Genomic DNA, 25,441 nt, shown 5'->3' with positions numbered 1-25,441 from the left:
AAGGAGGCATACTTATGTTGGTAAACGAAACTTTAGAAGAATATGTAAAAGATGTATCATCTTCAAAGCCTGCGCCTGGTGGTGGAAGTGTATCTGCTTTAGTGGCAAGTTTAGGTGTGGCTTTGTCATCAATGGTTTACAATCTCACAATCGGTAGGAAGTTCTATGAAGAGTACGACAGCGATATAAAAGACGAGATTGAAAGCGGGCTTAAAATATGCGAAAGGCTTATATCAGAGTTAATGCCTTTAGTAGATGAGGACAAAAATGCGTACGATGATGTTATAAAAGCAATCAAAATGCCTAAAAATAATGATGAAGAAAAGGCTTTAAGAAGTCAAAAATTGGATGAAGCTTATTTAAAAGCTATAAATGTCCCACTTAAATTAGCGAGGCTTTTAAGCGAAGGGTTTGCACCTACTTTGCTTATTGCTCAGTATGGCAATCCGAATGCAATATCAGATGCGGCAGTTGGTGCATTACTTCTATTTGCAGGGCTTCAAAGTGCTGCTATAAATGTCAGAGTAAACGCTAAATTTTTAAAAGACAAATCACTGGCAGACAGTGCCATTGAAGAATGTGAGAACTTGATAAAAAGGTATGAACCTGTAAAGGACGAAATACTGAGTATTTCCATTAAAAATTTGTGATGGATAACTTTAAGTGTAAAAGTGTCAAAAGACAAGAAAAAGTGAGAAAGATTGAGAAAAAGTGAGATAATTTTGTAATACAAGCTTAGAAATAATGTTGTGCATGAAAGGTTTTAGAATTATAATGTTGTTAGATGTCAGACAACAGACGTAGATTGAAAAGCTAAATATTAGAAAAACGATATCAAAAATAGGAGGATGAAGTAATGAAAAAATTACGTGCAGTTCTTTCATTAATGCTGGCATTTGTTTTGACGTTATCACTTTTATCAGGATGTTCTTCAGCGACAAAACAGCAATCATCTCAGTCAAACAATACGACTCAAAATGCGAAGAACAAAGACTTTAAAGTAGGTCTTGTAACAGACGTTGGCGGTATAAATGACCACAGCTTCAACCAGTTGGCATATCAAGGTCTTGAAAAAGCTAAAAGTGAGCTTGGTGTTACAGCTAACTTTATTCAATCTAAGCAACAGACAGACTACATTACAAACCTTACACAATTTGCTCAGCAAAAGTACAACTTAGTAATAGCTGTAGGCTTCCTTATGAAAGATGCAGTTGAACAAGTATCAAAAGAATTTCCTGATACGAAGTTCTTAATCATCGACTCAGACATTACTGATAGGCCGAATGTCGCATCTGCCACATTTAAGACGGAGCAGTGCGGATACTTAGTAGGTGTAATGGCGGGTTTGATGGAAAAAGAAAAGAATAATCCAAAGATTAATGATCAAAACGTTGTTGGTGTTGTAGGAGGAATGCAGATTCCACCTGTTGACAGCTACATTGCAGGTTTCCAACAAGGCGTAAAAGCTGTAAATCCTGATACAAAGGTACTTGTAAGCTACACAGGAAACTTCAATGATCCGGCATCAGGAAAGCAAATGGCTTTGACACAAATAAGCCAAGGAGCAGATATAGTATTCCATGTTGCAGGACAAACTGGTGATGGTGTAATAAATGCTGCTAAAGAAAAGAATGTATATGCAATAGGTGTTGACGCAGACCAAAATTATATGGCTCCTGATACAGTTATGACATCAGCACTTAAAAAAGTTGATGTTGCGACATTTGAGACTATAAAGAATGCTCTTAATAACAACTTCAAGAGTGGTCTCGTGTACTTCGACTTGGCAAATGATGGAGTTGGCTATGCTAAGCCGATAAAAGATGTTCCACAATCTATAATTGATAAAGTTAATGAATATGCTAATAAGATAAAAGACGGTACGATAAAAGTTTCAGATCAAGTACAGAAATAATGGCTAACTTAGGGGCTGACGGAGTTCAGCCCCTTTTTAGGAGGTATGTCAATGAGTGCATTATTAGAGGTTAAAAATATTACAAAAATATTTCCTAAGGTTAGGGCAAATGATGGTGTTAATCTCACAGTAGAAGAAGGAGAAATACACGCCATCTTAGGTGAAAATGGTGCAGGTAAATCTACTTTGATGAATATTATTTATGGATTATATAAACCTGACTCTGGAGAATTAAAGCTAAGCGGCGAAACTTTAAATCTAAGCGGCCCTCATGAAGCCATAGAAAAAGGTATCGGGATGGTTCACCAGCATTTCATGTTGATACCGGTTTTGACGGTTGCAGAAAATATAGTTCTTGGTGCTGAACCTGGTGGCATTCCTTACAACAAGAAAAAAGCCAATGAATTGATTCGAGAGATATCAAAAAATTACCATCTTGAAATAGATCCAGATGCAAAGGTGAAAGATTTATCTGTTGGACTTCAGCAAAGGGTAGAAATTCTAAAGGCGTTTTACAGACATGCTAAGCTTCTCATTTTAGATGAGCCTACAGCTATGCTTACTCCACAGGAGACGGAAGAACTGTTTGAAATAATGAGGAGATTAAAAGAGCAAGGCATTTCTATCATATTCATCAGCCACAAGCTTGATGAGGTTAAAGAGATTTCTGATAAAGTTACAGTAATGAGAAGAGGTAAGACGGTAGGTACTCTGAACACTAAAGATACAAATGAGCAAGAATTGGCTAATTTGATGGTAGGAAGGGAAGTTGTCTTAAGAGTAGAGAAGTCAGAGTACAAACCTGGCGATGTGGTGCTTTCAGTCAAGGATTTGACTGTTGTAGATGAGCAAAACATTGAAAAAGTGAAAAACGTAAGCTTTGAAATAAGAAGTGGAGAGATATTTGGACTGGCAGGTATTGATGGAAATGGGCAGACAGAGCTTATTGAAGCTTTGATGGGTCTTAGGCAGATTAAATCAGGTGTCATTAAATACCAAAATAGTAATATTGAAAGACTGCCTACGAGGGAGAGGTACAAGCTTGGCATATCTTACATTCCTCAAGACAGACAGCAGGAAGGGCTTATCATGAAGTTTAGCGTTGCAGACAATTTAATATTAAAAGAATACAAAGATAGCCGTTATTCGAAAAATGGCGTAATACAGTACAAGAAGGTATTTGAAAACGCATCGAAGAAGGTTGAAGAATACGACATAAGGCCTACTGATTATACTCTTTTAGCAGGCAATCTTTCAGGTGGCAACCAGCAGAAGATAATTCTTGCAAGAGAAGTAGGTTCTAATCCAAAGCTTTTGATAGCTGTTCAGCCTACAAGAGGAATGGATGTCGGTGCTATTGAGTACATTCATAAAAAGCTTTTAGAACTTAGAGATGGAGGTTCAGCGATACTTCTTGTTTCATTAGAATTAGAGGAGATAATGTCGTTGTCTGACAGAATCGGAGTAATTCATAATGGTGTAATAATGGATGTATTGGATGGTAAATCTGCTACAAGGGAAAAAATTGGGCTGCTTATGGCAGGTTCGCAAATTGACGCAAAGGAAGTTGAGGTGTGATCATGAGTAAAGTGTTAAAAAGTATTTATATGCCAATATTAGCAGTTGTAATTGCAATCATTATTGGTTCTATAATAATGTTGGCTACAGGTTTTAACCCAGTAGCTGCGTACACATCACTATTTATAGGTGCGTTTGGAACATTACCTAATATAGCAAATACACTGGCAAATGCTGTTCCGCTTATAATAACAGGTCTTGGGGTTGCGATAGCATTTAATGCAGGACTTTTCAATATAGGTGCTGAGGGACAGTATTGGATTGGCGCTATTGTAGGTACATGGATAGGCTATTCATTTAAAGGTCTTCCATGGTATATCCATATACCTCTTGCACTTATTGCTGCGATGATCGCTGGAGGATTGTGGGGAGGAATAATTCCTGGATTTGCTAAAGCATATACTGGTGCACATGAGGTCATTACAACCATGATGATGAGCTATGTAGCAATTTATTTTAGCCATTACCTATTGGAGTTTGGTCCAATGATGGAAAAAGGTTCTGTGCCTCAATCACCGCTTATCAGAAATTCTGCTGTGATACCTACCATCGTTCCAAACACGCAATTGTCTTATGGCATAGTTATAGCTTTGGTTGCTGCACTTTTCGTCTATTGGCTTATGTACAAGACTGTTTGGGGATACGAAATGAGAGCTGTTGGATTTAACCAAAGAGCATCAAAATATGCTGGTATGAATGTTCCATTTAATATCGTCTTGTCGTTAAGTTTAAGCGGTATATTTGCAGGTCTTGCAGGAGCAGTTCAGATTTTAGGTGTTCAGCATAGGTTATACGACAGTTTTACGTCAGGATACGGATATACGGCAATAGTTGTTGCTCTGTTGGCAAAAAACAACCCTATTGGTGTTGTGTTTTCAGCCCTTTTGTTTGCTGCACTTGGAACAGGGTCCCAATACATGCAGCTTAATGCACAAGTGCCTGGCCAGTTAACAGATGTCATAACAGGGCTTATCATATTCTTCGTTGCTGCAGACAAGATTATTGAATTGTTTAAAACCATGTTTAAGAAGCAGAAAAAGGAGGAGTTAGCATCATGAAAGAGATTTTATTAAATCCTCAGTTGTGGTCGGCAACCCTTGCCATGGCAACACCATTGGCATTGCCAGCCCTTGGAGGAACTTTTTCTGAGAGATCTGGTGTCGTAAATATTGCCATGGAAGGTATAATGCTTATTGCGGCTTTTTTTGCGGTACTATTTGCACATCTTACAGGCAGTGCATGGCTTGGTTTATTAGGTGCTGTAATAGTTGGCATGATAGTTGCTGTGATTTTTGCCTGGGCTGCTGTAACGCTTACTGCTGATCAGGTTATTCTCGGTATGGCAATAAACATATTTGCATCTGGATTTACAGCATACCTTTTGAATACAATTTTCGGTTTCAGCGGTACGCCTACAGATACGCCTATGCTTCCAAATATAAACATTCCTGTTATTAAGAATATACCATTTGTAGGACAGATATTAAGCGGTAACAGCGTAATAGTATATTTAATGATAATATTGATATTTGCTTCAGATTATTTCTTGTTTCACACCAACCTCGGTTTAAGGATAAGAGCGGTCGGAGAAAATCCGGAAGCAGCCGAGACTGCAGGAATCAATGTCATAAAGTTAAGATATTTAGGAGTTACTCTAAGTGGACTGTTTTCAGCAATAGGAGGTGCATATCTGTCAATAGGTCTTTTAAACAGCTTCAGCACAGATATGTCCAGCGGAAGAGGTTACATCGCTTTGGCGGCTATGATATTCGGCAAATGGACGCCTTTTGGTTCTTTTGGTGCGGCTTTGCTTTTTGGCTTTGCTACTGCTTTAAGCATGCAGCTTCAAAACAGTGCCTTGTCTAAAAATATAATCATGATGCTTCCATATATTCTCACAGTTTTGGCTCTCGTAGGTGTTGGTGGCAAGAGCGTATCACCTGCAGCAGATGGTGTCCCATATACTCCTAAGAAATGAGGATTAATATGTTAGTTCCTGATAAAAAGCCACTTTATGAATTGGCATTGAATAAGATGGAGGAGCTTATCAAGACTGGCGTATGGAAGGAAGGTATGAAACTTCCTTCTGAAGCTTCTCTATCAAAAGAATTTGGCATAAGCAGGGCTACACTCAGGGAAGCTATGAGAATAATGGAAGATGAAGGCCTTATTACGAAGCAGCAAGGCGTTGGGACATTTGTCCGGAAAAAGCCGATAATAAGAAGTGGGCTTGAGGAGCTTTTTAGCGTTACGTCCCTTATTAAGCGCCAGGGGATGAAGCCTGGCACGAAGGATTTTACTTTCTATAGATTGCCTGCTTTAGAAAGTGAGGCAGAAAAATTAAAGCTAAATCTTGGTGAAGAAATTTATAAAGTTGAAAGGGTAAGGACTGCAGATGGCATCCCTGTTGTCTACTGTGTTGATAGATTGCCGTATAAAATTGTAGGAGACAGTTTTAGCGGCTTTGAGGAATCTATGTTTACTTTTTTGGAAAAAGAGTACAGCATAAAAATAACATACGCTGTATCAAGCATTAAAGTTGTGAAGAATGATGTAATATTGGAGAAAAAGCTTAACATAGGGAAAAATGGTTCGGTTTTGCTTTTAGAGCAAATACACTACGATGAAAACAATAGGCCGATTCTTTTTTCATCAAATTATTTTAATGCAGATAAGTTTGATTTTTACATCATTAGGAAACGGGACTGAGGGAGGTATGATGATGGATTACGAAAAGCTGTTGGAGGTTGCGAAAGAGGCGAGAGAAAGTGCCTATGCACCGTATTCTAAATTTAAAGTTGGAGCCTGCGTCATAACAAACAATGGGAAAATCTACAAAGGGTGCAATATTGAAAATTCATCTTATGGACTTACTAATTGTGCTGAAAGGACTGCGCTTTTTAGCGCTTATGCAAATGGTGATAGAGATATAGAGGCGATTGCAGTTGTAGCGGATACAGATGGACCTGTATCACCTTGTGGTGCATGCAGACAAGTCATGTACGAATTAGGTGGGGAAGACATGACTGTTATTTTGGGAAATATGAAAGGGGATTTTGTAGTAAAAAAAGCAAAAGATCTCCTTCCGTATGCATTTTCTATGAAAGATGAAAAATAATATTTGAAGTATTTATTTAGCATTATTTGTTAATGGTATATTGATAGAGGTGATTAAATGGTAAACAGAGTTTTACTTATTGTATTAGATAGCGTTGGAGCTGGAGAAGCTCCAGATGCGGATAAATATGGCGATGTAGGTTCAAATACTCTTGGGCACGTATGCGATGTGACGGGAGTAAAGCTCCCTAATTTAGGGAAATTGGGACTTGGCAACATATTGCCGCTAAAAAGTGTAGAGGCTGATAAGTCTGCAGTAGGTGCCTATGGGAAGATGCAAGAACATTCGGCAGGTAAAGACACGACGACGGGACACTGGGAGATAGCAGGTCTTTGGATAGATAAGGCTTTTCCCACATTTCCAAATGGATTTCCTGATGAAGTGATAAATAAGTTTGAAGAAAGAATAGGAAGAAAAGTCATAGGAAATAAGCCTGCATCGGGGACTGAGATAATAGAAGAATTGGGAGAAGAGCATGTAAAGACAGGTTATCCGATAGTTTACACATCGGCAGACAGTGTTTTCCAAATCGCTGCCCATGAAGGTGTGATACCTTTAAATGAGCTTTATGAGATGTGTGAGATAGCGAGAGAAATACTGAAAGGCGATTATGCAGTAGGTAGGGTCATTGCGAGGCCTTTTGTTGGGGAAGCTGGGAATTTTGTGAGAACGGAAAACAGAAGGGACTTTTCCCTAAAACCATTTAGCCCGACTATATTGGATAAGTTAAAAGATGCAGGACATGAGGTTTTTGCTATAGGAAAGATTGAAGACATATTTGCAGGATGTGGCATAACAGGAAAAGACCACTCTACTAATAATAAAGATGGCATAATTGCGACTTTAAAGGCTTTGGATAAAGTTAAAAATGGCCTTATATTCACAAATTTAGTGGATTTCGATATGCTTTATGGACATAGAAACAACCCTCAAGGATATGCAGATGCACTTAGATATTTTGATGACCAACTTCCTGAAATAATGTCAAAGCTTAAGGATGATGATTTGCTCATTATTACAGCAGATCATGGTAATGATCCTACAACAGCCAGCACAGACCATTCGAGAGAGTACGTGCCACTTTTGGTATACAATCGCAGATTTACAAATGGTAAAGATTTAGGCGTAAGAAAGACATTTTCTGATATTGCCGCAACCATTGCAGAAATATTTAATGTTGAGGGAACTGGTCATGGAACGTCATTTCTTAGTGAATTGCCATTTTGATGAGGAGGATCTTTTATGAGAATGTACGACCTTATAATGAAAAAGAGAGATGGAGGCACTTTTACAAAAGACGAGATAGATTTTATCATATCTTCATATACAAAAGACTATATACCTGATTATCAAATGAGTGCTCTTTTGATGGCTATATACTTTAATGGCATGACAAATGAAGAAACAGCACACATGACAATGGCTATGGCCCATTCTGGTGATGTGCTTGATCTATCAGAAATAAGAGGTATTAAGGTTGATAAACATTCTACTGGTGGTGTCGCAGATACTACTACTTTAGTTTTAGCGCCTCTCGTCGCAGCGTGTGGTGCTCCTGTTGCAAAGATGTCAGGAAGAGGATTGGGTCATACTGGTGGTACGATAGATAAGCTTGAATCGATACCAGGCATGAGAGTTGAACTCAGTGAAAGAGAGTTTATAGACAATGTGAATAAGCATGGCATTGCTGTTGTAGGGCAGTCCAGCAATTTGACACCAGCCGATAAGAAACTTTACGCTCTACGAGATGTAACGGCAACAGTTGATTCGATACCACTTATAGCAAGCTCTATAATGAGCAAAAAGATTGCATCCGGTGCTGATGGGATTGTGCTGGATGTAAAAGTAGGCCGCGGTGCCTTTATGAAGGACATAGAAAGCGCCAAAAAGCTTGCAAATCTCATGGTTGAGATAGGCAATTCCGTTGGAAGAAAGACAGTTGCACATGTTACGAATATGGATGAGCCATTGGGACTTGCTATTGGCAATTCATTGGAAGTAGTAGAAGCCATTGATGTTTTAAAAGGAAATGGTTCAAAAGATCTTATTGATGTGTGCATGGTTTTAGGCGCTGATATGCTTACAATTGCTGGTGTTGCAAAAGATACCGATGAAGCAAAGAAGATGATGGAAGAAGCTTTGGCAAGCGGAAAAGCTCTGGAAAAGTTTAGAGAGTTTATAAAAGCTCAAGGTGGAGATGAAAGGATTGTAGATGATTTATCATTGCTACCACAGGCTAAATATGTTAAGGCATGGGTTGCTGATGAGGACTTGTATATAAAAGATTTATATGCATTAGATTTAGGGCTTATCGCCATGAGATTAGGTGCTGGAAGATCTACAAAAGAAGACGCAATAGATCTATCAGTCGGCATAATGTTAGGCGGAAAAATAGGCGACTTCATAAAGAAAGGCCAACCTATCGCTACAGTATATGCCAATGATAAAAACAAGCTGGATTGGGCATTGAATGAAATCAAAAAATATATATTAGTATCTGGTCAATATGTAGAGAGACCTCAATTGATTTACATGTAAAATTCCTCATTGAGGAATTTTTTTTTTTGCAATCATTTAACATTTTATAATTAGTGCCGATATAGTAGTCAAAAGGTTTTATCTATGGAGGGGTGTAAATGACAAAAACATTAAGGGGCGAACTCATAAGAGCGTTTGTAGTAATTGGTATTTTGCTTTTGGTATTATCCTTTACAGTAAATCTGGGAATGATAAACACAAAAAACAACATCAACAATTTAAAAAAGTTTGTCATTAACCAGGTGCTTTACATTTCAAATTCACAGGTGCAGTTGGCGCAGTACAGCAGTGTTCTTCTCAATGATGTAAATAATTACACGATGGGACAAAGCACAAAAAGTGCTTTAAGGACAGATTTAAGCAATATAACTCAAAATGTAACAAATCTTGGAAACGCTTTAGATGATTTTAAAGGCACAAGTATATACAATCAGCTAAAGTCAGACGTAGATGGGATTAATGATAGCATAAAAAATATCAGTTCGGCCATAGACAGCTTAAATGATAAATATATTCTCGATCAAGACAGTGACAAGACATTGAAGATAAGCTATTATGCGACGCAGATACAAAACAGCATGACGGACTTTAGCAATAAGTATTCACAAGGATTTTTGCCAATGTTTAACAATATGATATCGCAAAACGACAGGACATTTAAGATATCTATTGCAATCAGCGTAGTAATCCTAATTGTTATAATTATTTATTCGCTTATAACCGTAAGGAGATTGAGAAAGCTTTCAAGGCTTATAAACGGTGAAGTAAGTAAATCGATGGAGCATTCTGAAAAGGTTCTTGATTCTTCGATACATCTTAAAAAGATGGCAGAGGAGAATACCGGGAACATCAAAATGTCGAGAGATGGCATTGAGCAGCTTACTGAAAGTATCAACACTATTGCAGAAAATGCTAATGAAGTGGCTATGTCTATATCGAATGTATCTGAGGCAAACGAAGAATTGTCGAGATCTTCTGATACTTTGTTAAGTGATATGAATAGCGCTATATCAAAGATAAGAGAAATAGAAGAAAATGTAAGAAGTCAAGGCGATGTTGTAAGAAATCTGATAAACACCTTGAATCAAAGCCTTAAAAATTCAAAAGCTAATTCCAACGAGCTAAAAGAGTTGGACAAGAAGATGGGAGGAATAAAAGAGATACTGTCGGCCATATCAGAGATAGCCGATCAGACGAATCTATTGTCCTTAAATGCAGCTATAGAGGCTGCAAGAGCAGGAGAATACGGAAAAGGCTTTGCGGTAGTAGCAGATGAGATAAGAAAATTAGCCAAACAGTCTACAGACAGTGTCGTAAAGATAGGTGAAATAATAGAGAATATAACCAGCTATACCGGTGTGACAATTGACAGCGTAATAAACGACATAGACAATTCAACTAAAGCCGCAGCAGAAGTCAACAAAGTTATGGACATATTTAACGATGTAAAGAAGGCATTTGACGAGATCTCAATGGTTATTGGAAATATATCAAGTGTGACTTCTGAGACTGCAGCAAGCTCCGATAAGACTTTGAATGCTGTAAAGAGCGTAATGGGTGCATCACAGAACATATCTGCACAAGTAGAAGAGCTTTTGGCGTCTTCTGAGCAACTTTTGGATATTATAAACAGAGTAGACGAAAATAACACAAAGAATTTGGACTATGTAAATAATCAGGTTGCATTTACAGAGGAACAAAAAGCCAATATGGAAAGCATAACGAAAGTAGTTAAAAAGTTATGATGGTTTTACATTTTCATAAAGATTTGGTATAATTACATTAGATGGCGTGTAACTCTTAATGAGGCATTAGCCGGTAAGGTTTTATTACCTTGCCGGCTATTATTTTTTAGGAAGAAAGGGTGGTAATTTATGAAGAGGATTTTTGAGGTAACATCAAGCGACATCATGAACATGACAGGCAGAGAATTGATTGAAACGATACGGCTATCTGAGGGAAGGACTGTCATGGCAGAGACGATAGTAACTTTTCCAACGCCGATTTATGGTGTATCAAACCCGGAGTTGGCAGCAGCATTTGGTGCAGATCTCATAACGCTAAACTTTTTTGATTTTAAAAGCCCGTTTATATTCGGAATTGATGATCTGGATGTAAATATCTCTAAAGGATTTGGAGAGATAGAAGCGCTTGCAGAAAAAGCATTAAAAAATTCAAACGATCCAAATTACATTAAGAAATTAAAAGAGATAACTGGTAGGATAATCGGCGTTAACGTAGAACCTGTTCCTGATGATGTCCAGTATGTAGAAGGCAGGAAATTAAACAGGGAAAATCTTGAAAAGGTTAGGTTTTATGGCTTTGACTACATCATGATAACAGGAAATCCAAATACGGGAGTAAGCGTCGAAACAATAGTAAATGGCATTGAAATGGCGAGAAGCTTATTAGGTGACGACATGATTATAATTGCTGGCAAGATGCACGGTGCAGGGTCAGGCAATATATACGATCCGCAATTGCTTGAGAAGTTTGTCAAAGCTGGTGCTGACTGCATACTCATACCCGCACCAGGGACTGTGCCAGGAATCGATTTGTCTGTAGCCAAAAGGATGATTGATGTTGTGCACGATGCAGGTGCATTAGCACTTAGCGCCATTGGTACATCTCAAGAAGGATCGCAAAAAAGTGTAATTGAGAACATTGCACTGCAATCAAAAATGGCTGGCAGCGATATACAGCATATAGGCGACGCGGGATTTACATCTGGCATAGCAACGCCAGAAAACATAATGGCTTTATCTATTGCCATAAGAGGCGTAAGACATACGTATAGAAGGATGGCTTATTCAATAAAAAAATAGGTATTGACAAGATAAAGAGTGTAGAGTATAATTGGATTGTAAACGAATAAATGATGATTTCAGCGTGTTACTGGTAAAGCAGGCATGAGCTGGTTAGGTTTTGATACCTTGCCAGCTCTTTTTTATGCCAAAAAAATTTAAGGAGGTATAGTCAATGAAAGGATTAGGTAATTTACAAAAGCTCGGAAAAGCCTTGATGCTTCCAATAGCAGTTTTACCTGCTGCTGCATTGCTTTTAAGGCTTGGCGCAAAGGATGTATTCAACATTCCGTTTATCACAAATGCTGGTGGTGCCATATTTGACAACTTGCCACTTATCTTTGCGATAGGCATAGCAATAGGCTTCGCTGGCGGCGATGGAGTTGCTGGTCTGGCGGCTACTGTTGGATATTTGGTTTTGACGAAAGGTGCAACGACGATAAATAAAGACATAAACATGGGCGTTTTAGGCGGTATCCTTATAGGTATCATAGCTGGTTATTTGTACAATAGGTACCACGACGTAAAATTGCCCGATTTCTTAGGTTTCTTTGGAGGCAAGAGATTTGTCCCTATAATCACATCATTGGCAGCTTTGGTATTGGCTTTTGCTGCAGGTTATGTATGGCCGCCAATACAAAATGTCATATATGCTTTAGGAAAATGGATAATAAGCGCAGGAGCATTTGGCGTATTTATCTATGGAGTATTGAATAGGTTGCTTATTCCTGTTGGACTTCATCACGTGATTAATAGCCTCGTTTGGTTCGTATTTGGGTCGTTTAAATCTGCATCTGGTGCAGTTGTCACTGGTGATTTAAATAGATTTTATGCAGGAGACCCAACTGCCGGTAGATTTATGACAGGCTTCTATCCTATAATGATGTTTGCACTGCCTGCAGCAGCGCTTGCTATGGTGATGGCTGCTAAGCCAAAGAACAGAAAAGCAGTATCCGGTATTATGATTTCTGCGGCATTAACGGCTTTCCTCACAGGTATAACAGAACCGATTGAATTTGCTTTTATGTTTTTAGCGCCTGTTTTGTACGTTGTACACGCAATTTTAACAGGCTTGTCCCTGGCAATAACGTATTTGCTTGGAATAAGGATGGGCTTTGGATTCTCTGCAGGTCTTATAGACTACATCCTAAGCTTTGGAATATCATCTAAACCGCTACTTTTATTGCTGATAGGAATAATTTACGCTGTAGTTTACTTCGTTGTATTCTACTTCCTCATCGTCAAATTGAATTTGCCTACACCAGGAAGGCTTGATGAGGATACGGATGAAAGTAACGAGCAATTGTCAAGTTCTGATATAGGTGAGCTGGCGCAGAACTACTTGGCACTTTTAGGAGGGGCTGGTAACATCGTGTCTTTAGAATCCTGCATCACAAGGCTGCGCTTAAGCGTCAAAGATGACACTGTCATAAACGACGATGAACTTAAAAAAGCTGGAGCGAATGGCGTCATAAGGATGGGCAAAGGAGCACTACAGGTTATTGTTGGTACAAAAGCTGATTTAATAGCACAAGAGATGCAGAAGAGAATGAAGAAAAAATGATCATTAGCGGCCTTTACGGCCGCTTAAAATATATTTTACTATTGACAATAAATTATATATTATTATTTTATGCACAATATTATTGAAAGGATTGGTTCTTATGTTCAATATATTTAAGAAGAAGTTTATAGGCGAAACAATAGTATCACCATTTAACGGAAAACTGATAAATATTGAAGATGTTCCTGATCCAGTATTTTCAGGAAAAATGGTTGGTGATGGTGTCGCGGTTGAACCTAAAGATGGCATGGTGTACTCGCCTGTAGATGGGGAGGTAATTCAACTTTTTCCTACGAAACACGCCATAGGCATAAGATCGTCTGGTGGGCTTGAAATACTTATTCACATTGGAATGGATACAGTTGAGATGAAAGGGGAGGGCTTTGAAAGTTTTGTTGAAGAAGGGCAGAAAGTTAAAACAGGTGATAAACTTATAGTGTTTGACATTGACAAGGTAAAAGAAAATCATCCTATCATAAGCCCTGTAATCATTACTAACATGGAACTTGTAGAAAAGATGAAGAAAAAAGAGAATGGAGTCACAGTTGAAGGGGGAAAAACTGAAATAATGAAAATAAATTTAAAATGACATATAAAAACTTTAGGAGGGGAGGGTAATGTTCACTGCTTTAAAGGTATTGAATAACAATGTTGTGATGGCCTGTGATGAAAAGAATGTAGAGTGTATAGTTGTAGGAAAAGGCATAGGGTTTTCTAAAAAGCCAGGCGATGCGATAAATGAAAGAATTGAGAAGGTTTATTATCTGCAAGAAAAAGCCAATGTTGTAAAGTTTTCAGAATTACTTAACAATATAAGAGATGAAGTTATTGGAATATCTGAGGAGCTTATAGCATACGCTGAAAATGTGAAAGGTCGGAAACTGAATGAACACATCCACATAGCGCTTCCTGATCATATAGCATTTGCCATTGAAAGAATAAAAGGTGGAATAGACATAAAAAATCCTTTTAATCAAGAGATAAGTGCCCTTTATAAAGATGACTATAAAATAGCACTTAGGGCCATAGATTTAATAAACGACAGGCTAAATGTAAAGCTTCCTGAGGATGAGGCGGGGTTTATTGCGCTGCACCTTCATGCGGCATTTGAGAATTCAGGCGTGTCAGTCACTATGAAAAATACGAGGTTGGTTTCAGAGCTTGTGAAAAATATTGAAGAAATGATAGGCAGGAAGATTGAAACTGATTCTATTGACTATTTAAGGCTTATTACGCACTTGAAATTTGCAGTAGACAGAATAGAAAGGGGCATGCCGATTTCAAATGAACTTCTTCTTCCAATAAAGCGAAAGTTTAAGAAGGCTTATAAAATAGCTGCAAGCATTGCCAAACACATTGGAAATTCATTAGGGACGAATGTGCCTGAAGATGAAATAGGCTATTTAGCCATACACATACAGAGATTGATGAATGATGTGCAAAAACCAGATTAGTAAGTATAATCTGGTTTTTGCAATTTTATATATAAAAAATTGCAAAAACTATTGACTTTATTTCTTTATATGAATAAAATATATACATAAGTTTCTTTGATTTAAGAAGGGGGAAGTTCGATGAAATTCAAAAAAGAGGATGGTAAATTGTACCTCGTTGATACAACACTGAGAGATGGAGAACAGACAGCCGGTGTTGTTTTTGCTAATAGTGAGAAGATTAGGATTGCGAAAATGTTAGATGAAATTGGCGTGCATCAACTGGAAGTTGGAATTCCAACAATGGGCGGAGATGAGAAAGAGACGATTGCAAAAATTGCAAAACTTGGACTAAATGCCAGCATAATGGCATGGAACAGAGCTGTTGTAAATGATGTGAAAGAATCATTAGAGTGCGGTGTTGATGCTGTTGCGATTTCAATCTCGACTTCAGATATACACATAGAACACAAGCTAAGAACTTCAAGGCAGTGGGTTTTAGATCACATGACAAGCGCTGTTGAATTCGCTAAAAAAGACGGCGTATACGTTTCTGTAAATGCAGAGGATGCATCCAGGACAGATATGGACTTTCTCATAGAGTTTACAAGATGTGCAAAACAAGCAGGTGCAGATAGATTGAGATTCTGTGATACTGTAGGCATATTGGATCCTTTTAAAACGTACGACATCATAAAAAAGATTAAAGAAGCCATAGATATAGATATTGAGATGCATACGCACAATGATTTTGGAATGGCGACGGCAAACGCTCTTGCTGGTTTTAAAGCTGGTGCTAATTTTATAGGCGTCACTGTAAATGGCCTCGGTGAAAGGGCCGGAAATGCAGCGTTAGAGGAAGTAGTGATGGCGCTAAAGCACGTATATAAGTACGACATCAATATAGACACAAAAAGGTTTAGAGAGATTTCAGAGTACGTATCTACAGCATCTGGAAGGCAACTGCCGTCTTGGAAGGCAATTGTTGGCACAAATGTGTTTGCACATGAGTCAGGAATACACGTTGATGGGGCTCTTAAAGATCCTCACACATATGAAATATTCGACCCAGACGAAGTAGGTCTTGAAAGACAGATTGTAATAGGCAAGCACTCAGGTACAGCAGCGCTAATAAATAAGTTCAAAGAGTACGGAAGAGTATTGCCTGAGGAGGAAGCAAAAGAACTTTTACCTTATGTGAGAAGTTTGTCTATTCAGCTTAAAAGGCCGCTTTTTGATAAAGAATTGATATATCTCTATGAAGAGCACATATCTAAGATTAAGGCAATTTAATTAGAGGGGGATGACAAGTGAATTTAACGCAAAAAATTTTGAAGAAGCATTTGGTGGAAGGAGAACTTGTTAAAGGACATGAAATAGCTATTAAAATAGATCAGACACTGACGCAGGACTCTACAGGCACTATGGCTTATCTGGAGCTGGAAGCTTTAGGAGTAGACAAAGTCAAGACAGAGCTTTCTGTAGCTTATGTTGATCATAATATGCTGCAGGAAGGTTTCGAAAATGCAGATGACCATAAGTACATCCAGACTGTTGCTGCGAAACATGGAATATACTTCTCAAGGCCGGGTAATGGTATTTGCCATCAAGTCCACCTTGAGAGGTTTGGAAAACCGGGTAAGACGCTATTAGGATCTGACAGCCATACGCCAACAGGTGGTGGCATAGGTATGCTGGCAATAGGCGCTGGTGGACTTGATGTGGCATTGGCTATGGCAGGTGAGCCGTATAGGCTGGTAATGCCAGAAGTGATTAACGTTAGACTCACTGGAAAATTAAAACCATGGGTATCATCGAAAGACATTATACTTGAGTTATTAAGAAGGCTTACTGTAAAAGGTGGAGTCGGCAAGGTATTTGAGTACACAGGCGATGGCGTTGCAACACTGTCCGTTCCTGAAAGAGCTACTATAACAAATATGGGAGCAGAGTTGGGAGCGACTACATCTATCTTCCCATCTGATTTCCGCACGTATGAATTTTTAAAAGCCCAAAAGAGAGAAGATGACTTTGAAGCACTGCTGCCAGACGATGATGCTGAGTATGATGGCGTCATTGAAATCAATCTTGACGAATTAGAGCCGATGGTTGCATTGCCACACAGTCCTGACAATGTAATAAAAGTGAAAGATGCAGGAAAGTTAAAAGTCGATCAAGTGGCGATTGGATCTTGCACAAATTCGTCCTACATGGACATGATGAAGGTAGCGGCCATATTAAAAGGTGGTCTTATCGCAGAAGGTGTAAGCTTGGTCATATCGCCTGGTTCGAGGCAAGTTTTAAATATGCTTGCAAAAAATGGTGCATTATCAGACATGATTTCGGCTGGCGCCAGGATTTTAGAGACAGCTTGCGGCCCGTGTATAGGCATGGGTCAGGCTCCTGCTACAAATGCTATATCCCTTAGGACATTTAACAGGAACTTTTATGGAAGGTGTGGCACAAAATCAGCAAAAGTGTATTTGGTAAGTCCTGAAGTAGCTGCTGCATCCGCATTGGCTGGTTATCTCATAGATCCGAGGGAGTTAGGGGAAGAAATCAAGATAGAGATGCCCAGTGAATTTTTGGTGAATGACAATATGATAATAAAACCGCCTGTAAATGCAGATGAATTTGACGTTGTAAGAGGTCCAAACATAAAGCCTTTTCCAATCAACACTCCTCTTGCAGATATTGAAAAAGCCGTTTTGATAAAGGTGGGAGACGACATTACGACAGACCACATTATGCCGTCTAATGCTAAGCTTTTGCCACTTAGATCAAATATTCCAGAGCTTTCAAAGCATTGCTTTGAGACGATAGATCCTGATTTCTCTAAGAGAGCTTTAGAAAATGGTGGCGGCATAATAGTTGGCGGAAATAACTACGGTCAAGGTTCCAGCAGGGAACACGCTGCGTTGGCGCCGCTTCAACTGGGAGTAAAAGCAGTAATAGCAAAGTCATTTGCAAGGATACACAAGGCAAACCTTATAAATAGCGGAATTCTTCCTTTAACATTTGTAAGTGAAGATGATTATGACAAGATCGATGAAGGCGATGTGCTTAAGATTGAAGATGCTGTAAATCAAGTCAAGTCAAAAGGCAAGATTGTCGTTAAGAATGTGACTAAAGGGTACGAATTTGAAGTGGATCTGGATGTTAGTGACAGAAATCGGGAAATTCTAATAGAAGGCGGACTCATAAATTACGTGAGAAAAAAAGATAAGGTTTAATGAAAAAGCATGCTACGGCATGCTTTTTTTAGTAGGCTCTTTGGTATATAATAAAAATATATGCGAAAAGAGGGGTATTTACTTATGGAAAATGAAAGACTAAAAAAGCAGATAGAGTTTTTGAAAGAGATAGACAAGTTAAAGCAAGTATTTAGGCAGACGCTTCTTATGGATGGCACACGCCATGAGAACGACGCTGAGCATTCTTGGCATCTTGCAATGATGGCTATGGTTCTTTCTGAATATGCATCTGAAAAGATAGATATAAGCCATGTGATTAAAATGGTGATTGTACACGATATAGTAGAGATTGATGCTGGTGACACATTTGTATACGATGAGAAAGGATATGAAGACAAAGCAGAAAGAGAGAAAAAAGCGGCAGAGAGGCTATTTAATATTTTGCCTGAAGATCAGGCAAATGAGATAAAAGGTTTGTGGGAAGAATTTGAAGAGCGCAAAACTAAAGATGCAAAATTTGCATCTGCTCTTGATAGGATGCAACCTATAATACATAATTACTATACGAATGGTCATTCGTGGAGAGAACATGGTGTAAAAAGCTACCAAGTGCTTGAGAGAAACAAAATTATAAGCGAGATAGCGCCAGAGCTATGGCAGTTTATTAATGATATATTGGAAGATTCAATAAACAAAGGATATATTGAAAGATAATTAAAATTTTTGAAAAATATTATGAATATAGGAGGTCAATTTGATGTCGGTTTTTGATGTGTTGAAAGAGAGAAATTTTATACAGCAGATGACTCATGAAGATGAAATCAAAGAATTATTGGAGAAAGAAAAGGTTACTTTTTACATAGGTTTTGACCCGACGGCAGATAGCCTGCATGTTGGACATTTTTTGCAGCTTATGGTTATGGCTCACATGCAAAGGGCAGGACACAGGCCTATTGCTTTAATTGGCGGTGGCACTGCCATGATAGGCGATCCGACTGGCAAGACAGATATGAGAAAGATGCTGACGAAAGAGGAGATATCTCACAATGCAGAGGCTTTCAAAAGACAAATGAGCCGTTTTATAGATTTTTCAGATGGCAAAGCGATACTTGCTAATAACGCTGACTGGCTTTTAAATCTTAACTATGTGGAGTTCTTAAGAGATATAGGAGTACATTTTTCTGTAAATAAGATGCTTACTGCCGAATGCTTCAAGATGAGGCTTGAAAGAGGACTTTCTTTTTTAGAGTTTAATTACATGCTTATGCAAGCGTACGATTTTCTTATGCTAAACAAAGAGTACGGCTGTGTGCTTCAGATGGGCGGAGACGATCAGTGGTCAAATATATTGGCAGGCGTCGATCTGATAAGGAGGAAAGAAGGAAAACAAGCATACGGCATGACATTTACTCTGCTTACTACAAGTGAAGGGAAGAAGATGGGTAAGACTGAAAAGGGAGCTATTTGGCTTGATGCTGATAAGACGCCGCCGTATGATTTTTATCAGTATTGGCGAAATATAGATGATTCAGATGTTGAAAAGTGCCTCTCATTGTTGACATTTTTGCCTATTGATGAAGTCAGAAGACTTGGCTCTTTAAAGGATAAGGAGATAAATGAAGCCAAAAAAGTTCTGGCGTACGAAGTTACAAAACTTGTACATGGTGTGGATGAGGCTGAAAAAGCAAAAAAGGCAGCAGAAGCCTTGTTTGAGGGCAGAGGAGATTTAAGCAATGTGCCTACTTCCACGATTACAAGTGACATGTTAGGATTAAATTTGTTGGATGTTCTTGTAAAGACGGGCATAATTCCTTCAAAGAGCGAAGGAAGGAGGCTTATTACTCAAGGTGGCCTTTACGTAAATGATGAAAATGTAAAAGACGTAAATGCTGTAGTTACAGAAGACATGTTTAAGGAAGGTTACATGATTTTAAGACGAGGTAAAAAGTCTTACAACAAGATAATCCTTACATGATGTGTGGCGTACATAGTGTGCGCCATATTTTTTATAAATTTTATAATTAATTAATTATTACTTATTTGTAAAATATTATATAATTATACATGGGATAAAAGAGGTGGGCATTGTGAAAAAATTTATAATTTCTGTACTTGTGATGATAGCTGCATTTTTTATATCGTACGGGATGACAATGGGCAAAAATGGCATCATACAAGAAGCTTCTAAAGTTGGCAATGATAATTTAAAGCAGACGGCATCAAATGGCGATAAAAATGTAAATAATGCTTCGATAAAGATCACCATAAGCGCTGCAGGTGATACGACGCTGGGCTCTGACGAAAGCTTTGGAAAAGAGTACACATTTGACGCAGAGTTTCAAAAACACAGTAGCGATTACGGATACTTTACTCAAAATGTGAAAAGCATCTTTACAAATGATGACCTGACAATAGTCAATTTAGAAGGGACGTTGACAAATGCTTCAAAAGAGGCTGACAAAGAGTACAAATTTAAAGGAAATCCCATTTATGTAAATATATTAAAAGATGGAGGGATTGATGCTGTAAATTTGGCTAATAACCATTCTTTTGACTATGGAAGACAAGGATTTGATGACACAGTTTATACCCTTAAAAAAGCAGGAATAGGCTTTTTTGGATATGGGTACAAGTACATAAAGGAAATCAAAGGAATAAAAGTTGGAATTTTAGGTTATACAGGTTGGAGTTTTCCTGAAGATTTGAAAAAGCAAATAAAGGAAGATATTCAGGATATGAAAAGGCAAACCAATTTAGTCATCGTATGCTTTCACTGGGGTGATGAGGGGAAATACTATCCCAATAATACACAGATTGCATTAGGACATTATTCAGTTGATGAAGGGGCAGATCTCGTTTTGGGCACACACCCTCATGTGATTGAGGGCATAGAAAAGTACAATGGCAAGTACATAGTCTATTCTTTAGGCAATTTCATCTTTGGCGGCAACAGAAACCCATCAGACAAAGACGCATTCATCTTTCAACAGACTTTCACATTTGATAATTCAAAAAGATTGATCGATTCAAACATGAACTTAATACCTATATCGATTTCCTCTTTAAAAGAGCGGAATGATTTTACACCTGTTATATTAGAAGACAGCGAAAAAGAAAGGGTATTAGAAAAGATTGCGGATCTATCAAATGGGATTAAATAAAATAAAAGAGCAATGTATTGAAATTACACTGCTCTTTTTAAATTTTTAGTCTTTTAAAGGCCTATTTTTTTCGTCAACAAATACGACTTTCGGTTTATAAGTTTTAGCTTCTTCATTATCCATCATTGCATATGAAATTATGATCACAATATCACCGGGGAGGCAAAGTCTTGCCGCAGCACCGTTTAAACATACAGTGCCTGAATCTTCTTCCCCTTCTATGACGTACGTTTCGAATCTTGCGCCGTTGTTGTTATTGACGATCTGCACTTTTTCTCCTGGCAGAATGTCGGCAAGATCCATTAACCTCTTGTCAATAGTTATAGAGCCCATGTAGTTTAGGTTTGCATCTGTGACAGTTGCTCTGTGAATTTTAGATTTCATCATAAATCGCTGCATTATTCATCAACACCCCATAGTAAATTATCAATTAATCTCGTATTCCCTATATAACATGCAATTGCAATCAATGCTTTATCGCCTATAGTTGTCAGATCTTCCAACGTATCAGGGTGAACACATGAGACGTACTGTACTTTGCACTGAGGCTCGCTTTCTAAAGTTTTTCTCACAGCGTCTAAGACTTTTTCTGCACTTCTTTCTCCAGATACAAGGAGTTTTTCAGCCACCTTTAATGACTTGTTTAAAATTAGTGCTGCATGTCTTTCCTCATAAGTTAAGTAAGTATTCCTTGAACTTAGTGCTAATCCATCTTCATCCCTTACTATAGGCGATGCGATTATTTCGACTGGAATATTTAAGTCTTCTACCATCTTCTTTATTACAGCTACTTGCTGAGCGTCCTTTTGGCCGAATACTGCTATATCAGGCGCAAATATATTAAAAAGTTTTGCTACTACAGTGCATACACCATCGAAATGTCCTGGTCTATATGCCCCGCAAAGCTTGTCTGTGATTTTACTTACGGTTATTGTCGTAAGCCTTTCGTTTGGATACATTTCTTCTACCGATGGTATAAAGACAAGATCACAACCTTGATTTTCCAACAGTTTAATGTCTCGTTCAATATCTCTTGGATATTTGTTATAATCTTCGTTTGGGCCAAATTGAATTGGGTTTACAAATATGCTGGCACATACGAAGTCCGAATTTTCTTTAGCTTTTTTTATGAGGGAAAGGTGCCCTTCATGAAGATAGCCCATGGTAGGCACAAGCCCTATCTTTTTATTTTGCTTCTTTTGTGACTTTATGATTTCTCTGACATCTTTTATCTTTTCAACAACCATCATTTTTCATCACTCTTTCTATTAGCAAATGAGTATTCTTCGGTTGGAAATAATCTATTTTGGACATCTGATATATAGTTTCCTACGGCATCTTTTATTATTTGGCTGATGTTTGCGTACTGCTTTACGAATTTTGGCTTGTGTCCTTGAGTAAGCCCTAACATATCGTGAAGTACAAGTATCTGACCATCGCAGTATGGCCCTGCTCCGATACCTATTGTAGGTATTGATAGGGATTCAGTGATTTCTTTCGCCAAATCCATTGGCACGCATTCCAGGACAAGAGCGCAGATACCGGCATCTTCTAATGATTTTGCATCGCTTTTTAGTTTTGATGCTGTCTTATCATCCTTGCCTTGAACCTTGTATCCACCTAATTGGTTCACAGATTGAGGTGTAAGGCCTATGTGACCTACTACTGGGATGCCGGCATTCACGATCGCTTTTACTGTTTCAGCTATTTCGACGCCGCCTTCCAGCTTTACGGCTTGAGTGCCTCCTTCAGCCAAAAGGCGAGCAGCATTTTTAAGCGCATCTTCTTTAGATATGTTGTAAGACATAAAAGGCATGTCAGCCACAACAAAAGCATTTTTCGCTGCTTTTGCGACAGCTTTTGTGTGGCGCACCATGTCATCCATTGTGACGGGTATGGTGCTTTCATATCCTAATACTGCCATGCCGAGGGAATCGCCTACAAGTATAAAATGAATACCGATTTCGTCCAATATCTTTGCTGTCGGATAATCATAGGCAGTCAATGCAGTTATCTTTATGCCGTCTTTTTTGAGCTTCTTTAATGTAGAAACTGTTATTTTATCATTCATTAAAAATCTCCTCCAATTCGGCTATTTTTTCATCACCTGAAATTTTAAAAAATTTTATTGTGGCATTCCCCATAGCTTTGTATAGCATTAAAAGTTCATCATCGGTTATGCTTTTAATATGTTTTTTGACCGTTTCCATGTCGCATCTGGCAATAGGACCTGACAACGATGCGTCACATCCTCTTTCACTTATGTTCTTCAAAGTTCCATTTATAAGTGGCAAAAGTAAATTTGGATGTTTGTCAAAAGGAAATCCAGAAGCTTTTAAAAGTTCATTAGCAGCTTTTATAAGAGTAACAAGGTAATTTGATGCCATGACACATGCTGCGTGATAGAGGGGTTTATTAATTCCATCTATCACTATTGGTCTTGCCCCTATTTCCTTTGCGATGTTTATTCCAGCATTTACAGCGAAGTTATCTCCTTCAATTGTAAAATAACTTTCCGGAAGCAGAGAGACTGCAGCTTCTATTGATGGGCATGTTTGGACAGGATGTAGGACCATCGTGTGTCCATATTCTTTAAGAGGCTTTAGTACATCAATGGAAATTGAGCCGCTTAAGTGTGCAAAGATTTTATTTTTTATAATAGATTTGTACTGTAGGATTTCTTCAACGATGGATTTTATACAGTCATCTTTTGTGCTTATTATGATCACGTCTGACGCATTTATGATGTCTTCGTATTTTAAGAAGGCAGTGGAATTTGTCAGAGATGATGCTTTGAGTGAAGAACCAATATTACGGCTTAGATATCCTGAAGCTTTTATTGATGAATTTGTAAGCAAAATACCAAGTCCTGTGCCAACCTTTCCTGCACCAATGAAACCTACTTTCATTTAAACAACACTCCCTTCAAATATGGGAGATAACAAAAAAAACCTTCCGTACGGAAGGCATAATACACCTTTTTATCTCCCGTCCCGGTCATATGATCCTGGCGAGGCATGAACTTTAAAATTTTAGCCTTATGTATGGTTCCACTCGGGATACCATCATAATAAAAATAGCACTTTGATTCAATAAAGTCAAGAAAATTTGATTGTCTTAAGATTTGTATGGTAAAATTTCGTCTAATACAGCAACGAATTTATTGATTGTATACATGGAAAATGGTAAGATTTAATTGTAAAAGATGGATTTAAAATTTAGAATATTACGAATGATTCTGCCAATAGGAAGTGTTAGTTTGGATAAAATAGATAAAAAATTACTTTTTGACAATAATGATGAGATTGAGGCAATAGCAAAAAAATTCAATTTAAAGCTTTTAATCTTGTTTGGCTCTTATGCAAAAGGCTTAAATCATGAAAACAGTGATATAGATCTGGCCTTTGAAAGCTATAAAGCATTATCGTACGATGAAGAGATGAAATTGCTTTTAAATTTATCTCTATATTTTAGAACCGAAAAAGTGGATCTCGTCAATATAAAAAAGGCCGATCCATTGCTGTTATATCAGATTGCAAAATATGGGAGACCTCTTTACGGCTCAACAAATGATTTTGTGGAATTTAAGTGTTATGCATCTTTTAGATATGCTGATACTCAGTTTTTGAGAGAGCAAAGGAGACAGTATCTGAGAAAAGAAATAGACAAATTATTGAGGGGTGAATAAAATGGATGATACATTTCAAGTGATACAAGAAAAATTGGTTAGAATGTTAGAACATATAAATGAGTTAAAGCAGTTGTCTTCGTGTACATACGAGGAATATGTGCATGACATTAAACTGAAATATGCTATTGAAAGGTTATTGCAATTAATAGTAGATTTAGCTTTAGATATAAATAATATGATTCTTGCGTATTTAAAAAGACCGCCTGCTTCGGATTATTTCAATTCGTTTATTGATTTGAGCGAAATTGGAATTCTGGATGTGGACTTTGCGGTTAAGATAGCTCCAGCTTCTGGTTTGAGAAATAGATTAGTGCACCAGTATGAAAAGATTGATGATAAAATTGTATACAACAGCGTCAAGATGACAATAGAGGATTTTAGCAAATATGTAGATATAATAAGCAGGTACATTGGCGTATGATAAGCCATGCTGTTTTGATAACAT

25 protein-coding genes are annotated in these 25,441 nt (G+C 37.9%); 21 read left to right on the top strand and 4 right to left on the bottom strand.

Annotated features, from left to right (window positions below; all coding sequences use genetic code 11):
- Nucleotides 1–14 precede the first annotated feature (14 nt).
- The 19 genes from THEXY_RS09860 to THEXY_RS09770 all read left to right on the top strand — a co-directional run bounded on the left by THEXY_RS09860 (nucleotide 15) and on the right by THEXY_RS09770 (nucleotide 21,305).
- The gene (locus tag THEXY_RS09860; RefSeq protein WP_013788689.1) at nucleotides 15–650 is read left to right on the top strand and encodes a cyclodeaminase/cyclohydrolase family protein; all 636 of its coding nucleotides are present in this window, start codon (nucleotides 15–17) and stop codon (nucleotides 648–650) included.
- Nucleotides 651–856: 206 nt separating this feature from the next.
- Nucleotides 857–1,915 (top strand): BMP family lipoprotein, encoded by a 1,059-nt coding sequence (locus THEXY_RS09855; protein ID WP_013788688.1) that lies wholly within the window; start codon nucleotides 857–859, stop codon nucleotides 1,913–1,915.
- A gap of 51 nt (nucleotides 1,916–1,966) precedes the next feature.
- A complete protein-coding gene (locus tag THEXY_RS09850; protein WP_013788687.1) occupies nucleotides 1,967–3,493 on the top strand; it encodes an ABC transporter ATP-binding protein in 1,527 nt (508 codons plus the stop codon).
- 2 nt (nucleotides 3,494–3,495) lie between these two features.
- Complete coding sequence (locus THEXY_RS09845) at nucleotides 3,496–4,551, top strand: ABC transporter permease (RefSeq protein ID WP_013788686.1); 1,056 nt, start codon at nucleotides 3,496–3,498, stop codon at nucleotides 4,549–4,551.
- Nucleotides 4,548–5,471 carry an ABC transporter permease gene (locus THEXY_RS09840; protein ID WP_013788685.1) on the top strand — a complete coding sequence of 308 codons (924 nt, stop codon included), beginning with the start codon at nucleotides 4,548–4,550 and terminating at the stop codon, nucleotides 5,469–5,471. Before THEXY_RS09845 ends, THEXY_RS09840 begins: the two co-directional genes overlap by 4 nt.
- Nucleotides 5,472–5,479: 8 nt before the next feature.
- Nucleotides 5,480–6,202, top strand: a complete 723-nt coding sequence (locus THEXY_RS09835) for a GntR family transcriptional regulator (RefSeq protein ID WP_013788684.1) — start codon at nucleotides 5,480–5,482, stop codon at nucleotides 6,200–6,202.
- Between the two features lie 13 nt (nucleotides 6,203–6,215).
- The gene (locus tag THEXY_RS09830; RefSeq protein ID WP_013788683.1) at nucleotides 6,216–6,611 is read left to right on the top strand and encodes a cytidine deaminase; all 396 of its coding nucleotides are present in this window, start codon (nucleotides 6,216–6,218) and stop codon (nucleotides 6,609–6,611) included.
- Between the two features lie 57 nt (nucleotides 6,612–6,668).
- Nucleotides 6,669–7,838, top strand: a complete 1,170-nt coding sequence (locus THEXY_RS09825) for a phosphopentomutase (RefSeq protein WP_013788682.1) — start codon at nucleotides 6,669–6,671, stop codon at nucleotides 7,836–7,838.
- Between the two features lie 15 nt (nucleotides 7,839–7,853).
- Complete coding sequence (locus THEXY_RS09820) at nucleotides 7,854–9,149, top strand: pyrimidine-nucleoside phosphorylase (protein ID WP_013788681.1); 1,296 nt, start codon at nucleotides 7,854–7,856, stop codon at nucleotides 9,147–9,149.
- A 98-nt stretch (nucleotides 9,150–9,247) separates the two neighbouring features.
- On the top strand, nucleotides 9,248–10,894 hold the full coding sequence (locus tag THEXY_RS09815; protein ID WP_013788680.1) for a methyl-accepting chemotaxis protein: 1,647 nt from the start codon (nucleotides 9,248–9,250) through the stop codon (nucleotides 10,892–10,894).
- A gap of 129 nt (nucleotides 10,895–11,023) precedes the next feature.
- On the top strand, nucleotides 11,024–11,974 hold the full coding sequence (locus tag THEXY_RS09810) for a DUF7916 family protein (RefSeq protein ID WP_013788679.1): 951 nt from the start codon (nucleotides 11,024–11,026) through the stop codon (nucleotides 11,972–11,974).
- Nucleotides 11,975–12,128: 154 nt separating this feature from the next.
- Complete coding sequence (gene nagE, locus THEXY_RS09805) at nucleotides 12,129–13,517, top strand: N-acetylglucosamine-specific PTS transporter subunit IIBC (RefSeq protein ID WP_013788678.1); 1,389 nt, start codon at nucleotides 12,129–12,131, stop codon at nucleotides 13,515–13,517.
- 100 nt (nucleotides 13,518–13,617) lie between these two features.
- The gene (locus tag THEXY_RS09800) at nucleotides 13,618–14,106 is read left to right on the top strand and encodes a PTS sugar transporter subunit IIA (RefSeq protein ID WP_013788677.1); all 489 of its coding nucleotides are present in this window, start codon (nucleotides 13,618–13,620) and stop codon (nucleotides 14,104–14,106) included.
- A gap of 28 nt (nucleotides 14,107–14,134) precedes the next feature.
- Complete coding sequence (gene glcT, locus THEXY_RS09795) at nucleotides 14,135–14,971, top strand: glucose PTS transporter transcription antiterminator GlcT (protein ID WP_013788676.1); 837 nt, start codon at nucleotides 14,135–14,137, stop codon at nucleotides 14,969–14,971.
- Nucleotides 14,972–15,091: 120 nt separating this feature from the next.
- The gene (nifV, locus tag THEXY_RS09790; RefSeq protein WP_013788675.1) at nucleotides 15,092–16,243 is read left to right on the top strand and encodes a homocitrate synthase; all 1,152 of its coding nucleotides are present in this window, start codon (nucleotides 15,092–15,094) and stop codon (nucleotides 16,241–16,243) included.
- Between the two features lie 17 nt (nucleotides 16,244–16,260).
- Complete coding sequence (locus tag THEXY_RS09785) at nucleotides 16,261–18,183, top strand: aconitate hydratase (protein WP_013788674.1); 1,923 nt, start codon at nucleotides 16,261–16,263, stop codon at nucleotides 18,181–18,183.
- Between the two features lie 84 nt (nucleotides 18,184–18,267).
- Nucleotides 18,268–18,858, top strand: a complete 591-nt coding sequence (locus THEXY_RS09780) for an HD domain-containing protein (RefSeq protein WP_013788673.1) — start codon at nucleotides 18,268–18,270, stop codon at nucleotides 18,856–18,858.
- A 43-nt stretch (nucleotides 18,859–18,901) separates the two neighbouring features.
- Complete coding sequence (tyrS, locus tag THEXY_RS09775; RefSeq protein WP_013788672.1) at nucleotides 18,902–20,119, top strand: tyrosine--tRNA ligase; 1,218 nt, start codon at nucleotides 18,902–18,904, stop codon at nucleotides 20,117–20,119.
- A gap of 112 nt (nucleotides 20,120–20,231) precedes the next feature.
- On the top strand, nucleotides 20,232–21,305 hold the full coding sequence (locus THEXY_RS09770) for a CapA family protein (protein ID WP_013788671.1): 1,074 nt from the start codon (nucleotides 20,232–20,234) through the stop codon (nucleotides 21,303–21,305).
- Between the two features lie 45 nt (nucleotides 21,306–21,350).
- Here THEXY_RS09770 and panD read toward each other — a convergent pair whose 3' ends face one another.
- The 4 genes from panD to THEXY_RS09750 are packed head-to-tail and all read right to left on the bottom strand — an operon-like array spanning nucleotide 21,351 to nucleotide 24,214.
- On the bottom strand, nucleotides 21,351–21,704 hold the full coding sequence (panD, locus tag THEXY_RS09765; protein WP_013788670.1) for an aspartate 1-decarboxylase: 354 nt from the start codon (nucleotides 21,702–21,704) through the stop codon (nucleotides 21,351–21,353).
- On the bottom strand, nucleotides 21,704–22,555 hold the full coding sequence (gene panC, locus THEXY_RS09760; protein ID WP_041592120.1) for a pantoate--beta-alanine ligase: 852 nt from the start codon (nucleotides 22,553–22,555) through the stop codon (nucleotides 21,704–21,706). The genes panD and panC overlap by 1 nt, the downstream gene beginning before the upstream one ends.
- Nucleotides 22,552–23,376, bottom strand: coding sequence for a 3-methyl-2-oxobutanoate hydroxymethyltransferase (panB, locus tag THEXY_RS09755; RefSeq protein ID WP_013788668.1), 825 nt, complete (start codon nucleotides 23,374–23,376; stop codon nucleotides 22,552–22,554). The genes panC and panB overlap by 4 nt, the downstream gene beginning before the upstream one ends.
- On the bottom strand, nucleotides 23,369–24,214 hold the full coding sequence (locus THEXY_RS09750) for a Rossmann-like and DUF2520 domain-containing protein (RefSeq protein ID WP_013788667.1): 846 nt from the start codon (nucleotides 24,212–24,214) through the stop codon (nucleotides 23,369–23,371). The genes panB and THEXY_RS09750 overlap by 8 nt, the downstream gene beginning before the upstream one ends.
- Nucleotides 24,215–24,564: 350 nt before the next feature.
- On the opposite strand from THEXY_RS09750, the gene mntA reads away from it, so the two are divergent.
- Both mntA and hepT read left to right on the top strand, forming a co-directional pair.
- A complete protein-coding gene (gene mntA / locus THEXY_RS09745) occupies nucleotides 24,565–24,993 on the top strand; it encodes a type VII toxin-antitoxin system MntA family adenylyltransferase antitoxin (RefSeq protein WP_230197584.1) in 429 nt (142 codons plus the stop codon).
- A gap of 1 nt (nucleotide 24,994) precedes the next feature.
- On the top strand, nucleotides 24,995–25,417 hold the full coding sequence (gene hepT, locus THEXY_RS09740) for a type VII toxin-antitoxin system HepT family RNase toxin (protein ID WP_013788665.1): 423 nt from the start codon (nucleotides 24,995–24,997) through the stop codon (nucleotides 25,415–25,417).
- Nucleotides 25,418–25,441: the final 24 nt, after the last annotated feature.

It is taken from the genome of Thermoanaerobacterium xylanolyticum LX-11 (genome assembly GCF_000189775.2).
GTDB classification, from domain to species: Bacteria; Bacillota; Thermoanaerobacteria; order Thermoanaerobacterales; family Thermoanaerobacteraceae; genus Thermoanaerobacterium; species Thermoanaerobacterium thermosulfurigenes.
Note: the sequence above shows the minus strand (reverse complement) of the source record. Positions and strands in the feature narration are given on the sequence as shown.